Source organism: Streptomyces sp. NBC_00440 (genome assembly GCF_036014215.1).
Lineage (GTDB): Bacteria > Actinomycetota > Actinomycetes > Streptomycetales > Streptomycetaceae > Streptomyces.
Genome location: NZ_CP107921.1, coordinates 612,327 through 625,823 on the forward strand (window position 1 = coordinate 612,327; position 13,497 = coordinate 625,823).

Annotated in this window: 14 protein-coding genes; 6 read left to right on the forward strand and 8 right to left on the reverse strand. The window is 72.7% G+C overall.

What is annotated here, in order from left to right; genetic code table 11:
• Positions 1-54: 54 nt before the first annotated feature.
• From OHB13_RS02750 to OHB13_RS02760, 3 genes are read right to left on the reverse strand one after another with little or no spacing between them, the layout of a single operon-like run.
• Complete coding sequence (locus OHB13_RS02750; protein WP_328375321.1) at positions 55-762, reverse strand: class I SAM-dependent methyltransferase; 708 nt, start codon at positions 760-762, stop codon at positions 55-57.
• Positions 759-1,439: a TIGR04282 family arsenosugar biosynthesis glycosyltransferase gene (locus OHB13_RS02755; protein ID WP_328375322.1), complete on the reverse strand. Its 681-nt coding sequence runs from the start codon at positions 1,437-1,439 to the stop codon at positions 759-761. Before OHB13_RS02755 ends, OHB13_RS02750 begins: the two co-directional genes overlap by 4 nt.
• A complete protein-coding gene (locus tag OHB13_RS02760; protein WP_328380200.1) occupies positions 1,436-2,113 on the reverse strand; it encodes a glycosyltransferase family 2 protein in 678 nt (225 codons plus the stop codon). The genes OHB13_RS02755 and OHB13_RS02760 overlap by 4 nt, the downstream gene beginning before the upstream one ends.
• A gap of 168 nt (positions 2,114-2,281) precedes the next feature.
• Between OHB13_RS02760 and OHB13_RS02765 the strand changes: the two genes are divergently transcribed.
• A complete protein-coding gene (locus OHB13_RS02765) occupies positions 2,282-3,136 on the forward strand; it encodes a response regulator transcription factor (RefSeq protein WP_328375324.1) in 855 nt (284 codons plus the stop codon).
• Positions 3,133-4,242 (forward strand): sensor histidine kinase, encoded by a 1,110-nt coding sequence (locus OHB13_RS02770; RefSeq protein WP_266859671.1) that lies wholly within the window; start codon positions 3,133-3,135, stop codon positions 4,240-4,242. Before OHB13_RS02765 ends, OHB13_RS02770 begins: the two co-directional genes overlap by 4 nt.
• Before the next feature lie 100 nt (positions 4,243-4,342).
• Here OHB13_RS02770 and argG read toward each other — a convergent pair whose 3' ends face one another.
• Positions 4,343-5,794 (reverse strand): argininosuccinate synthase, encoded by a 1,452-nt coding sequence (argG, locus tag OHB13_RS02775; protein WP_266859670.1) that lies wholly within the window; start codon positions 5,792-5,794, stop codon positions 4,343-4,345.
• Between the two features lie 276 nt (positions 5,795-6,070).
• Here argG and OHB13_RS02780 point away from each other — a divergent pair, with 276 nt between their 5' ends.
• The 4 genes from OHB13_RS02780 (at position 6,071) to OHB13_RS02795 (ending at position 9,965) form a co-directional block, all read left to right on the forward strand.
• Positions 6,071-7,156: a WD40/YVTN/BNR-like repeat-containing protein gene (locus OHB13_RS02780; RefSeq protein WP_328375327.1), complete on the forward strand. Its 1,086-nt coding sequence runs from the start codon at positions 6,071-6,073 to the stop codon at positions 7,154-7,156.
• A 48-nt stretch (positions 7,157-7,204) separates the two neighbouring features.
• On the forward strand, positions 7,205-7,882 hold the full coding sequence (locus OHB13_RS02785; RefSeq protein WP_266859666.1) for a uracil-DNA glycosylase: 678 nt from the start codon (positions 7,205-7,207) through the stop codon (positions 7,880-7,882).
• A complete protein-coding gene (locus OHB13_RS02790) occupies positions 7,879-8,970 on the forward strand; it encodes an N-acetylglucosamine kinase (protein ID WP_328375329.1) in 1,092 nt (363 codons plus the stop codon). Before OHB13_RS02785 ends, OHB13_RS02790 begins: the two co-directional genes overlap by 4 nt.
• Positions 8,971-9,038: 68 nt before the next feature.
• Entirely contained in the window at positions 9,039-9,965 is a 927-nt protein-coding gene (locus tag OHB13_RS02795) for a sirohydrochlorin chelatase (RefSeq protein WP_266859662.1), read from the forward strand.
• 175 nt (positions 9,966-10,140) lie between these two features.
• On the opposite strand, the gene OHB13_RS02800 is transcribed toward OHB13_RS02795, so the two are convergent.
• The 4 genes from OHB13_RS02800 to OHB13_RS02815 all read right to left on the reverse strand — a co-directional run bounded on the left by OHB13_RS02800 (position 10,141) and on the right by OHB13_RS02815 (position 13,459).
• Positions 10,141-11,184, reverse strand: a complete 1,044-nt coding sequence (locus tag OHB13_RS02800) for a lactonase family protein (protein ID WP_328375331.1) — start codon at positions 11,182-11,184, stop codon at positions 10,141-10,143.
• A gap of 99 nt (positions 11,185-11,283) precedes the next feature.
• Entirely contained in the window at positions 11,284-12,195 is a 912-nt protein-coding gene (locus tag OHB13_RS02805; RefSeq protein ID WP_266859658.1) for an ABC transporter permease, read from the reverse strand.
• A complete protein-coding gene (locus OHB13_RS02810; RefSeq protein WP_328375334.1) occupies positions 12,195-13,208 on the reverse strand; it encodes an ATP-binding cassette domain-containing protein in 1,014 nt (337 codons plus the stop codon). The genes OHB13_RS02805 and OHB13_RS02810 overlap by 1 nt, the downstream gene beginning before the upstream one ends.
• Positions 13,205-13,459: a hypothetical protein gene (locus OHB13_RS02815; RefSeq protein WP_266859654.1), complete on the reverse strand. Its 255-nt coding sequence runs from the start codon at positions 13,457-13,459 to the stop codon at positions 13,205-13,207. The genes OHB13_RS02810 and OHB13_RS02815 overlap by 4 nt, the downstream gene beginning before the upstream one ends.
• Positions 13,460-13,497 lie beyond the last annotated feature (38 nt).

Sequence of the window (13,497 nt, forward strand, 5' to 3'; positions counted from 1 at the left end):
TTTCCCTGTACCTGCGCTCCGGGGCCGGGCGATCCCGTGCGGTGCGGCCGGTGCTCAGAATCCGTGGCCGGACGCCTCCGCAGCCGGGTGCGCCTGGTGCACGACGGCACCGGAGCGGCGGAGCGCGACGAAGCGGCGGCCCTCCTCCTGCCACTGCCCGGCCGCGCTCCAGCCGGCCGCGCGTGCGTGGCCCAGGAGCGCGCGTACGCCGACCCGGGCCCAGGGGAAGTCGGCCCCGGCGCCGCCTCTGCCGTCGTCGACGCGGACGCGTACGCACTCGTCGACATCGACCGGGGCGGCCTCGGCCAGCAACAGCCCTTGAGGGGCGATGAGTTGCGCGGCCCTGCCGAGCAGGGTGCGCGGGTCGCCGCCGATGCCGATGTTGCCGTCGATGAGCAGCGCCGTACCCCACCGCCCCTCCCCCGGCAGCCGGTCGAACACGGAGCGGCACAGCGCGGGCGCTCCGGCGCGTGCGGTGCGGGCGACGGCCGCGGGGCTGACGTCGACGCCGAGGGCCCGGTGGCCGAGACCGGCCAGTGCGGCGACCAGTCGGCCGGGGCCGCAGCCGATGTCCAGGACGGTCCCCTCGCACCGGGCGAGCACGGACATGTCGGCACGGTCGGCGCCCGCGCACCAGCGTTCCACGTCGAGCGGAAGGAGCCAGCCGTCTGCGCGGCGGAGGAACAGCGGGCCGCGTCCGGTGCGCAGGGCGTCGGTGTACGGATCGGACTGCCAGCAGCGGGCCCGCACGGGCGCGCTCACGTCCGGGCTCCGGTGCGGTGCGCGGACGGGGCGGTGTCAGGGACGGGAGCGGGTGCTGCGGCAGCGATGCCCGCGAAGGCTGCCGCGAAACCGCTGTGCGGAATGGCGGCGGCCACCGTCCGTACGTCGTCGGCGGTGTCGACGTCGCGCAGCTCGGGCAGATCACGGACGGCGAGCCCGGCATCGGTCAGCCGGGCCCGCTGGGCCGCGCCGGTCCCCGGGGTCGACATGGGAACGCCGCGGATCAGTTCGGGGCGGGGTTCCGCGAATCCGAGTGCCCAGAACCCGCCGTCGGCGGCCGGACCGAACCAGGCGTCGCAGCCGCTCCAGCCGCCGGGTCCGAGCACGGGGGCCAGCAGTGCGGGGGTGAGTTGCGGGGTGTCCATGCCGACGAGCAGTGCGGGGCCGGTACAGAGGGCGAACGCCGCGGCGAGCCGTTCGTCGAGTCCGCCGCCGCTCTGCGGTACGACCTCGATACCGGGCGGCAGCCACTTACCCGGCGCGCCTTCGAGCACCAGGATCCGGCGGCGGGCGGGGCAGTCCAGGACCGCTGTGAGCGTGTCGCTGAGCGCGGCCTCGGCGATCTGCGCCGCCTGCTGCGGGGTGTAGGGCGGCGTGAGCCGGGTCTTGACCCGGCCCGGCAGCGGCTCCTTGGCGATGACGAGCAGCGTGGTCATCGCACCGCCGTCACGGCGGGCGCGGGGCGGTTCAGTACGGAACGCATGTCGCCCACCGCCTGCCAGGTGCCCCGCCAGGTGCCCGTGACCTTGGACTTCCCGGTGCGCGGCCGGTAGGGCACGTCCTGCTCGGTGATCCGCCACCCCGCGTCGGCCGCTCGTACGACCATCTCCAGCGGGTAGCCGCTGCGCCGGTCGGTCAGTTCGAGGCCGAGCAGCGCCGTACGGCGGGCGGCGCGCATCGGGCCGAGGTCGCGCAGGCGCAGCCCGGTGCGGGTGTGCAGCATCCGGGAGAGCGCGTAGTTGCCCGCGCGGGCGTGCAGCGGCCAGGCGCCGCGCCCGGTGGGACGCCGGCGGCCCAGCACGAGGTCGGACTCGCCGTCAGTGACCCGGCGGACGAGGCCGGTCAGCAGCCCGGGATCCAGCGAGCCGTCGCAGTCGCAGAAGCACACCAGCTCAGCGGTCGCGGCGCGCAGGCCCGCGTGGCAGGCGGCGCCGAAGCCGCGGCGGGGTTCGTGGACGACGGTGGCCCCGAGGTCGGCGGCGATGGCGGCCGAACCGTCGGTCGAGCCGTTGTCGACCACGAGTGCCCGCCAGCCGGACGGGATGCGCTCCAGCACCCGGGGCAGCGCTCCGGCTTCGTCGAGGCAGGGGAGGACGACGTCCACCGCCATGGGGGGCACGGGGTTCGGGGGCCTCAGAGGCGTCAGGTCGGTCACGTCCCTCACCGTACGAAGCAAACGGAGCGCGATGGCTCTTCCGCTCCTTACGAAACGCGGACGTCCGCGCGCAACCACCCGGTCGACCGTCCGTTCGCCGCGCCGCGGTGACACGCTGGGGTCATGCAGAACCCGCACCCCGCCATCGCCCCGCCCCGCGTGCTGGTCGTCGACGACGACCCGACCGTCTCCGAAGTCGTCGCCGGCTACCTCGACCGGGCCGGGTACTCAGTGGACCGCGCGGCCGACGGCCCGGCCGCCCTGGAGTGCGCGGCGCGTTCCCGGCCCGATCTGGTGGTGCTCGATCTGATGCTGCCGGGCATGGACGGTCTGGAGGTGTGCCGGGTGCTGCGGGACCGCGGCCCGGTCCCGGTGATCATGCTGACCGCGCGCGGCGACGAGGACGACCGGATCCTCGGGCTCGAAATAGGCGCGGACGACTACGTCACCAAGCCGTTCAGCCCGCGTGAACTGGTGCTCCGCGTCGACTCGGTGCTGCGGCGCAGCCGTTCGGGCGGCGACCGGCCGGGGCCGCTGCTGCACGCCGCGGGGGTCACGGTGGACCCCGCGGCCCGGCGTGCCACCAAGGACGGACGCGAACTCGCCCTGACGCTGCGGGAGTTCGATCTGCTGGCCTATCTGATCGGACATCCGGGGCAGGCCTGCGGCCGGGAGCAGCTGATGCACGAGGTGTGGGGCTGGGAGTTCGGCGATCTGTCGACGGTCACGGTCCATGTGCGCCGGCTCCGCGGCAAGATCGAGGACGATCCCGCCGCACCGAGGCTGATCCGGACCGTGTGGGGGGTCGGGTACCGGTTCGAGGACGGTACGGGCCCCGGGAGCGCGGAGTCGGGCGGGGGCCTGGAATCCGGTGCGGGCGGGGGCTCGGATGCCGGTGCGGGCTCGGATGCCGACGCGGGCGCTGATGCCGGTGCGGGCGAGGCCCGGTCCGGGTCGGGAGAGGCGGGCGCGCGATGAAGGATCTGCTGCTGATCGCCCTGTACGCGTTCCTCGGCGCCGGTGCGGCCGGGCTGATCGGGGCCGGCGCCCTGTGGCGGCTGCGCCACCGCTCGGTCGCCCTGTCGCTCACTGTCATCTCGGCCGTCGCGGTGACCGCGATGCTCGCGGGGACGCTGGCGGTGGCCAGAGCGATGTTCCTGTCGCCGCACGACCTCAAGGTGGTGACGCTGGTGGTGGCGATGGCCGCCGTGGTCTCGCTGGCGACCGCGCTGCTGCTCGGCCGCTGGGTCGTCGCGGGCAGCAGGGCACTGACGCTGGCCACGCGGTCCTTCGGCGACGGGGGCGACTTCGCCGTACCGGGTGGGGCGCCCACCGCCGAACTGGCCGACCTGGGAAGGGAGCTCGCCGCGACGAGCGAGAAGCTGGCGGCGTCACGCCGCCGTGAGCAGGCACTTGAGACCTCGCGGCGTGAGCTGGTCGCCTGGATCTCGCACGATCTGCGGACTCCGCTCGCCGGGTTGCGGGCGATGTCCGAGGCGCTGGAGGACGGGATGGCCGCCGACCCCGAGCGCTACTTCCGGCAGATCCGCACCGAGGTGGACCGGATGAACACCATGGTCGGCGACCTCTTCGAACTGTCCCGCATCCATGCGGGGGCGCTCACGCTGACGCCGATCCGGATGTCCGTGTACGACCTGGTGGGCGACGCGCTGGCCGGGGCGGACCCGCTGGCCCGCGAGCACGGCGTCCGGCTGGAGGGGGGCGGGGTGGAGCCGCTGCCCGTCGATGTGGACGGCAAGGAGATGACCAGGGTCCTGGCCAATCTGCTGGTCAACGCCATCCACCGGACACCGGCCGACGGCACGGTGGCGATCGCGGCCGAGCAGCGGGCCGGCTCCGTCGTCCTCTCGGTGACCGACGGCTGTGGCGGCATCCCGGAGGACGATCTGGCGCGGGTCTTCGACACCGGCTGGCGGGGCACCGAGGCCCGCACGCCCCCGGCGGGCGCCGGTCTCGGCCTGGCCATCGTGCGCGGCATCGTGGAGGCGCACGCCGGTCAGGCCGCGGTGCGCAACGTGACCGGCGGCTGCCGCTTCGAGGTCACCCTGCCCGCGGCTCGCTGATAGCCGGGCCGCTTGGACCAGGGACGACCGGCAGACGGCAGGACACCACGCGGGAAACCGTTGCCGCCTCCCGGGTGGTGTCCTGCCGCCGGACCGGTGGTCAGTCGGTGCCGAACTCCATCGCGGCGCGGTCGAGCATCTGGTCGTCGTCGCCCTTGACCTTGCCGCGGGAGGCGATGACCTCGGCGCCGCCCTGCGGCATCGCGCCGATCAGCCCCGTCGATGCGGCCTGCGCGGCACCGATGAGCGTCTCGTGCGTGTTGCCGACGATGCCGAGATCCGCGTACTGCTCCAGCTTGGCGCGCGAGTCGGCGATGTCGAGGTTGCGCATGGTGAGCTGGCCGATCCGGTCCACCGGGCCGAACGCCGAGTCCTCGGTCCGCTCCATGGACAGCTTGTCCGGGTGGTAACTGAACGCCGGGCCCGAGGTGTTCATGACCGAGTAGTCCTCACCGCGCCGCAGCCGCAGCGTCACCTCTCCGGTGACCGCAGCGCCCACCCAGCGCTGCAGCGACTCGCGGATCATCAGCGCCTGCGGGTCGAGCCAGCGGCCCTCGTACATGAGGCGGCCGAGGCGCCGGCCCTCGTTGTGGTACTGCGCGACGGTGTCCTCGTTGTGAATCGCGTTGACCAGCCGCTCATACACGGCGTGCAGCAGCGCCATGCCCGGGGCCTCGTAGATACCGCGGCTCTTGGCCTCGATCACCCGGTTCTCGATCTGGTCGGACATGCCCATGCCGTGGCGGCCGCCGATGGCGTTGGCCTCCATCACCAGGTCGACCGGGGTGGCGAACTTCGTGCCGTTGATCGTCACCGGGCGGCCCTGGTCGAAGCCGATCGTCACGTCCTCTGCGGCGATCCGGACCTCGGAGTCCCAGAACCTGACGCCCATGATCGGGTCGACGGTCTCGACGCCGGTGTCGAGGTGCTCCAGGGTCTTGGCCTCGTGGGTGGCGCCCCAGATGTTGGCGTCGGTGGAGTAGGCCTTCTCGGTGCTGTCGCGGTACGGGAGGTCATGCGCGACCAGCCACTCCGACATCTCCTTGCGGCCGCCCAGCTCGGTGACGAAGTCCGCGTCGAGCCATGGCTTGTAGATGCGCAGGTGCGGGTTGGCGAGCAGACCGTAACGGTAGAACCGCTCGATGTCGTTGCCCTTGAAGGTGGAGCCGTCGCCCCAGATCTGTACGTCGTCCTCAAGCATCGCCCGGACCAGCAGGGTGCCGGTGACGGCGCGGCCGAGCGGCGTCGTGTTGAAGTACGAGCGCCCGCCGGACCGGATGTGGAACGCACCGCAGGTGAGCGCGGCCAGGCCCTCCTCGACCAGCGCCGCACGGCAGTCGACCAGGCGCGCGATCTCGGCGCCGTAGGCCAGCGCCCGGCCCGGTACCGACGCGATGTCGGGCTCGTCGTACTGGCCGATGTCGGCGGTGTAGGTGCACGGGACGGCACCCTTGTCGCGCATCCACGCGACCGCGACGGAGGTGTCGAGGCCACCGGAGAAGGCGATGCCGACGCGCTCGCCGGTGGGCAGGGAGGTAAGAACCTTAGACATGGAAAGAGTATGCGGCATAACGCATGATCATGCAAAGCGGGTGTGCTGAGCCCCGCTTCCGGCCGGCACGGTGAGCCCGGCGGGGCGGGTCCGGCGATCGCGGTGCCGGGGCGGCGGGGCGGGGCCCGCCGCCCCGGGAAACGCGGCGTGGCCTGGACGTATGAGCGCTCGGAGGGTCACTGTCAGTGGGGCGCGGCAGACTGACGGTAGCCACTGCACAACGTAGTCGGTGCAGTCGGCATAAACGGCGTACCGGAACGTACGAGAGGTGTCGTCATGACCGAGGTACTACTGACGGTGGGCACGCGCAAGGGCCTCTTCATCGGCCGCAGATCCGGCGGGGTCTGGCAGTTCGACGGCCCGCACTTCAACGCACAGGCGGTGTACTCGATCGCCATCGACACGCGTCACTCCCGGCCGAGAGTGCTGGTCGGCGGGGACAGCGCGCACTGGGGTCCGTCGGTGTTCCACTCCGACGATCTCGGGACGAGCTGGGCCGAGGCGAAGAAACCCGCGGTGAAGTTCCCCAAGGACACGGGCGCGTCGCTGGAGCGGGTGTGGCAGCTCCATCCGGCCGGGCCGGCCGCTCCGGACGTGGTGTACGCGGGCACGGAGCCCGCCGCGCTCTTCCGCTCCGAGGACCGGGGGGAGACATTCGAGCTGGTGCGGCCGCTCTGGGAGCACCCGACCCGGGCGAAGTGGGTGCCGGGCGGAGGCGGCGAGGCGGTGCACACGGTGGTCACCGACGGCCGCAGCGCCGACGCCGTGACGGTCGCGGTCTCCACGGCCGGGGTGTTCCGCTCCCGGGACGGCGGCTCGGCCTGGGAGCCGTCCAACAGAGGCGTGTCGGCGGTCTTCCTGCCTGATCCCGAGCCGGAGTTCGGGCAGTGCGTCCACAAGATCGCCCAGGATGCCGGGGACCCGGACCGGCTGTATCTGCAGAATCACTGGGGTGTGTACCGCAGCGACGACGCGGGCTCCACCTGGGCCGACATCGGCGCGGGGCTGCCCTCCACCTTCGGCTTCGCGGTCGCCGCCCACCCGCACCGCCCCGGCACTGCCTATGTCTTCCCCATCACGGCCGACTCGGATCGCGTCCCGGCGGACCGCAAGTGCCGTGTCTACCGCACCAGTGACGCCGGAGCGAGCTGGGAGGCGCTCTCGGCCGGGCTGCCCGGGGGCGCGCACTACGGCACCGTGCTGCGCGACGCGCTCCGTACGGACGACGCCGACCCGGCGGGGGTGTACTTCGGCAACCGCAACGGCGAGGTGTACGCGAGCGCGGACGACGGCGACACCTGGCAGCAGCTCGCCTCGCATCTGCCCGATGTGCTCTGCGTACGGGCGGCGGTGATCGCCTGACCGCACCCGGGGCGGCGGCGGTGCGGTCTGCCAGTAGAGTGACGCCCCGTGGCAGCACGACCGTTGAATGAAATTGTCGAAGCGGGGTGGGCGCAGGCGCTCGCTCCCGCAGCCGAACGGATCACGGCGATGGGCGAGTTCCTGCGCGCCGAGATCGCCGCGGGACGCACCTATCTGCCGTCCGGGGCGAACGTGCTGCGCGCGTTCCAGCAGCCGTTCGACGAGGTACGCGTGCTGATCGTCGGCCAGGATCCGTATCCGACGCCGGGGCACGCCGTCGGGCTGAGCTTCTCGGTGGCGCCCGATGTGCGTCCGGTGCCCGGCAGTCTCGACAACATCTTCCGCGAGATGCACGCGGACCTGGGCCTGCCCCGCCCCTCCAACGGTGATCTGACGCCCTGGGCCGAGCAGGGGGTCCTGCTGCTCAACAGGGCGCTGACCACGGCGCCGCGCAAACCGGCGGCACACCGCGGCAAGGGCTGGGAGGAAGTGACCGAGCAGGCCATCCGCGCCCTGGCCGCGCGGGGGAAGCCGCTGGTCTCGGTGTTGTGGGGCCGCGACGCCCGAAACCTCCGGCCCCTGCTGGGGAACCTTCCCGCGGTCGAGTCGTCCCACCCCTCCCCCATGTCGGCGGATCGCGGCTTCTTCGGTTCGCGCCCCTTCAGCCGTACCAACGACCTGCTGGTGCGCCAGGGTGCCCAGCCCGTGGACTGGCGACTGCCGTGACCTGGGTGCTGGGGGTGGACTCCGGCGGCTCCGGGCTCCGGGTCGCACTCGCCGCAGCGCCCGATCCGGCGCTCGCCGAATCCACCACCTCGGAGACCACAGCTTCCGGATCCACCGCCTCCGGATCCACCGCCTCCGGGCAGCCCTCGGCCTTCGACTCCGTGGCGTCCCGGATTCCGGTACGCACCGGGCCCCGGGGTATCGAAGCGGCGCATCTGCTGGAGCAGTTGCTGCCCATGGCGGGGGAACTGCTCGGGCGCGCGGGCGGTGCCAGGGTGTCGGCGGTGGCGATCGGCGCCGCCGGGATGGCGACGCTCGGGGACGATCTGCGCGCGGAGCTGCCCGCAGCGCTGGAGCGATCCCTCGGTGTACGGCGGCTGGCGCTCGCCGCGGACGCGGTGACGGCCTACGCGGGAGCCCTGGGCCAGCGGCCCGGAGCTGTCGTCGCCGCGGGTACCGGGATGATCGCGCTGGGCACCGACCTCACCCGGTGGCGCAGGGCGGACGGCTGGGGGCATCTGCTGGGCGACTGCGGCGGCGGGGCCTGGATCGGCCGGGCCGGTCTGGAGGCCGGGATGCGCGCGCACGACGGACGGCGAGGTGGTTCGACCGCGCTCCTGGAGCGGCTGGAGGCGGTCTTCGGACCGGCGGCCGGTCTGCCGGGCGTCCTGTACCCGCGTTCGGACCGGCCAGCGGTGCTCGCCTCGTTCGCCCCGGAGGTGGCCTGGTGCGCCGGGAGCGACCCCGTGGCGGCCGCGATTCTGCGGGACGCGGCCCGGCAGATCGCCGAAGCCGCCGCCGCCGTCTGCCCGCCGGAGTCGTCGGGGTCAGGCTCGGGCTGTGAAGTAGCCCTCACGGGTGGTCTGTTCAAGATGGGGGACCCTCTGCTCACTCCTGCCCGCGAGGAGTTCGCCGCCCTGCTGCCCTACGCCAGACCTGTGCCGGCGGCCGGGGATCCGCTGGTGGGAGCGGTACTGATCGCCTCCGCGCTCGCCACGGGGAGTCTCCGGCTGCCACCACATCCACAGCTCTTGCGTGTCGTGGCGGAACAGGATACGCGACAGGGCCGAGACGCAACGGATAAATGAGGACAGACGCCGCGCGAACGCACCCTCCCCGAACAGCCGGGCCTGCAAAGCCAGTAGCATGCGGCGCCATGAGCTCCCCCAATGGGCCCGCATCCGGCCTGCCTGTACGAATGCCGCGACCTCGCCAGACCGGACGGCACCGCCGCCCGGAACCCGCGGTGGCTCCTGAGGGCGCGCCCGCGCTGGTTCTCGCTGTTCCCGGCACACCTTCCGCCGCTGTCCGCAGCCTGGCGGAAGAGGTTATTTCCATCGCCCGCTCCGAGCTGCCCGGCCTGGATGCCCGTATCGGTTACCTGGATGGCACCGACGACGAGTTTCCCGCCCTTGAGGCGGTCCTTTCCCACACCGCGGCCGAGCGGGTGGCGCGCTGTGCGCAGGCGAGGGCCGCCGGACGTGAGGTGGCCGAGCCGACGGGCGCCACCGCAGTCGTGGTGCCCCTGCTCGCGGGCCCCGACGCGGCCACCGAGCGGCGGATACGGCAGGCCGTGATGGACAGCACCACCGCCGCCGAGCTGACCGAGGTGCTGGGACCGCACCCGCTGCTCGCGGAGGGCCTGCATGTGCGTCTCTCCGAGGCCGGTCTCTCCCGCGCCGACCGGGCCAGGCTGTTCACGGTCGCCACCGCCGCCGACGGCATCATCCTGGCGACGGTCGGCGGCGACGAGGCGGTGCAGGCCGCCGGGATCACCGGAATGCTGCTGGCCGCACGACTGGCCGTACCGGTGATGGCCGCCGCACTCGATGTGGACGGTTCGGTCTCCGCGATCGCGGAGCAGCTGCGGGGTTCGGGATCGGCCCAGCTGGCGCTCGCGCCGTACCTGATCGGCCCCGAGGTCAGCGAGGAGCTGCTGGCCGGGGCCGCCAAGGAGGCGGAGTGCGCCGCTGCCGAGCCGCTCGGCGCCTACCCCGCGGTCGGCAAGCTGGTCCTCTCGAAGTACACGACCGCGCTGGGTATCACCCCGCAGCAGCCGTCCCAGGGAGCCCCGGTCGGCTGACCTGCGGAACGAACACGGCCACGTACGGGAAGGGTCCGCACCGGGGCAGCACGGAGTGCCGGTGCGGGCCCTCCGTACGTCCTGCTCCGGTGCCCCCAGCTGTCACCGGGAACCGGAGCAGGGGCAAGGGCAGGGGCACCGGGGCAGGACCGTCGGGGCAGCGCTGCCGGAGCAGTCAGGCGAACACCACGCACGAGGCGGCGGCCACCTGCACGGAGCCGGCGCGGTGCGGAATCCCCGTCCGCGGGTCGATGTCGAACCAGGTCACGTCCCCCGAGTGCTCATTGGCCGCGTACAGCCGCCGCCCCCCGGGGTCCACTACGAGATCGCGCGGCCACCGGCCGCCGCAGTCCACCGTAGTGGTCAGGACGGGCTTCTCCCGGCTCTCGTCGAGGGCGAGGACCGAGATGCTGTCCTGGCCCCGGTTCGCCGCCCAGACGAAGCGTCCGCCGGGTGCGACGGCCACTCCCGAGCCGTAGCTCTCCCCCGTCGCGCCCCCGGGCAGCAGCCGGGTCCGGCCGACCGGCTCCAGCGTGCCCGCCCCGGCGTCCCACCGGCAGACCGTGAGCGTGGGCTCCAGCTCGTTCAGGACGTAGACATGCGCCCCCGCCGGGTGGAACGCCAGGTGGCGGGGCCCGCTGCCGGGCCGCAGCGCGGTCTCCCCGTGCACCGTCAGCGCGCCCGTGGCGCCGTCCAGCGCGCAGACCCGTACGGAGTCGGTCCCGAGGTCGACGCTCAGCACCCAGCGCCCCGAGGGGTCCCGCTTCACCTGATGGGCGTGCGGGCCCTCCTGGCGGGCCGGGTCCGGTCCCCGGCCCTCGTGCCGCAGTACGTGAACGGGCGCGTCCAGCCCGCCGTCCGCGGCACGGACGGGCAGCACACTGACGCTCCCCGAGCTGTAGTTGGCCGTGACGACATGCCCGCCCGTGAGGACGAGGTAGGTCGGGTCGGCGCCGCCCACGGCGACCGGCTCACCGATCAGCCGTGGCCGCGCTCCGGTGATGTCGAAGGCCGCCGCAGCGCCCTCGCCGGTCTCCGAGACGGCGTACAGGACCGAGCCGCCGGGGGCCGGGGCGAGGAACGAGGGGTTCGGCAGCGTGTCCACCGCGCCCAGCAGGGTCAGCGCCCCCGCCCCGTCCACCGTTGCGGCGACGAGCCCCGGTCCCCCCGCCGCGGTGAATGACCCGATGAACGCCCGCCCGGCGTCTGTGGTGACCACCGTGCTCCCCTCTCCGACGGCGCCCGGTCCGTGTGTGGCCGGGCTCCGGCAGACGGTAGCAGGAGCGGTCTGGACCAATTCGGGCGCGCCGCCGCACGGTCAGGACAGCACGCGGCGGCGGAAGTTGCGCAGCCCGAGGGTGAGGAAGAGCGCACAGAATCCGGCGAGCACCGGATAGACGATGTACAGGTGCATGTGGGACACGTCCGTGAAGCCGGCCCGCATCCCCTCGCTCATATAGATCAGCGGGTTGACCAGCACCAGCACCTGGAGCCAGTGGAAGCCTCCCACCTGTACCGGAGCCAGTTTGGTCCACTGGTAGTAGGTACCGCCGAGGAAGACGAGCGGCAGCACGACGAAGCCGAACATCACGCCGATGTTCCTCGGCTCGAACGTGGTGCCCAGGAGCAGTCCGAGTGAGGTCATCGTGAGGCAGGACAGCGGGATCAGGGTGACCACGATCCACCAGTGGATGCTGAGTTGGGGGTGCACGCCCGGTGCGTGCACGACGGCCGCGATGGGCAGCACGATGACCGCCGAGATCAGCCCCTGAGCCGACCCGGACAGCACTCTCGCCACCGCCACCAGCCAGATCGGGCACGGGGCCTGCACCCGGTCCTCGATCTCCCGGGTGAAGCCGAACTCCTGGGACATCTGGATGGCGACCGACTGGATGCCCTGGAACATGATCGCGATGGACACCACCCCCGGAACCAGCACAGTGGCGAACGCCGACTCCCCCTTGGCGCCGCCGCCCGATCCGATGCCCTGGCCGATGAGCGGGAACACGTACAGGAACACGAAGACCAGCAGGAACGGCTGCATGACGGTCCGGCCCGCGAACTCGCCGAAGCTCTTCATCAGAACGGTCAGATCCCGCTGGATCAGCGCGCTCAGCGCGGAGCGGCTGGAGGCAGCGGCCGACCGGGCGGGCCGTACGCCGATGGGGTGCCCGGACGGGCCCGCGGACGGAACGTCCCCGGGCGGCGGGACGGCACTCGACGCAGCCATCAGTCCCTCAGCTCCTGTCCGGTCAGGCTGATGAACACCGTTTCCAGGGTGCTCTCGGCGATCGAGAGGTCGACCAGCTCGAACCCGCCGGCCTCCGCGCTCGTGACCACCCGCGGCAGCAGCCGTTCGGCGCCCTTGACCTGGAGCTCGACGGCTCCGTCGACCAGCCGGGTGCGGACGACGCCCGGGATGTCACTGTTCAGCCGGGCCGCCAGGCCGTCCTGGCTGCCGCTGGTGGCGACCGTGACCACGGCGTCGGCGCCGAGCCCCTGCTTGAGGGCGGCGGGCGTGTCCAGGGCGAGGATCCGGCCGTGGTCGATGATCGCCACCCGGTCGCAGAGGTGGTCGGCCTCGTCCATGTTGTGCGTGGTGAGCAGAATCGTCTGGCCGTCGGCGATCAGCCCGTCCAGCGCCTCCCAGAGGGCCAGTCTGCCCTGCGGGTCCAGCCCGGCCGTCGGCTCGTCGAGGAAGAGCACGGCGGGACGGTGGAAGATCGCGCGCGCCACCATCAGACGCTGCGCCATCCCGCCGGACAGGGCGAACACCGACGCCTTGCCCCAGCGGGACAGATGGAACTGTTCGAGGAGTGCGTCGGCGGTACGGCGCGACTCCCGGCGCGGGATGCCGAACAGCAGGCCGTGGAAGTACAGGTTCTCCCACACCGTCAGCGAGCGGTCCAGTGTGTTCTGCTGGCTGACGACGGCGATGAGCTGCTTGGCCAGCGTCGGTTCCGCGACCACGTCGATGTCACCGATGTACGCCGACCCCGCCGTCGGCACCACCCGGGCGGTCAGCATGCCGACGGTGGTGGTCTTGCCCGCCCCGTTGGGCCCGAGCAGTCCGAAGATCTCGCCCTGGCACACCCGGAGATCGAGGCCGTCCACCGCGGGGGTCTGCGTCTTGGGGTAGGCCTTGGTGAGGCCGGCGGCCCGGATGACTGTGGCGCTGCCGTGCGCCGGGCTGTTCTGCTGCCCCCGGTCAGCCCGGTCAGCCCGGTCAGCAGGATCGGTCATCGTCTCGGCAGCGGGGGCACGTGGAGAGGATGGGCGGACGCGTCGGCGAGCGCCAGGCGTTCCTGGTCCGCCTGGTAGTCGGCCTGCTCCACCCGGCCGGCCAGCAGATCGGCGGGGCGGGGGTGCCGTGGGTGTTCCGCCGGGGGCCGCTGGGGCCCGAAGCGCTGTGCTAGGTAGCTGCCGATGGCCCTGGCCGAGCCTGTCACCAGCCGTATGAGGTGTCTGAACACGGTGAGGATGGCTGTGGACATACCGCATCTCCTTTCAGGACCGCCGGCCCGCGCACCCG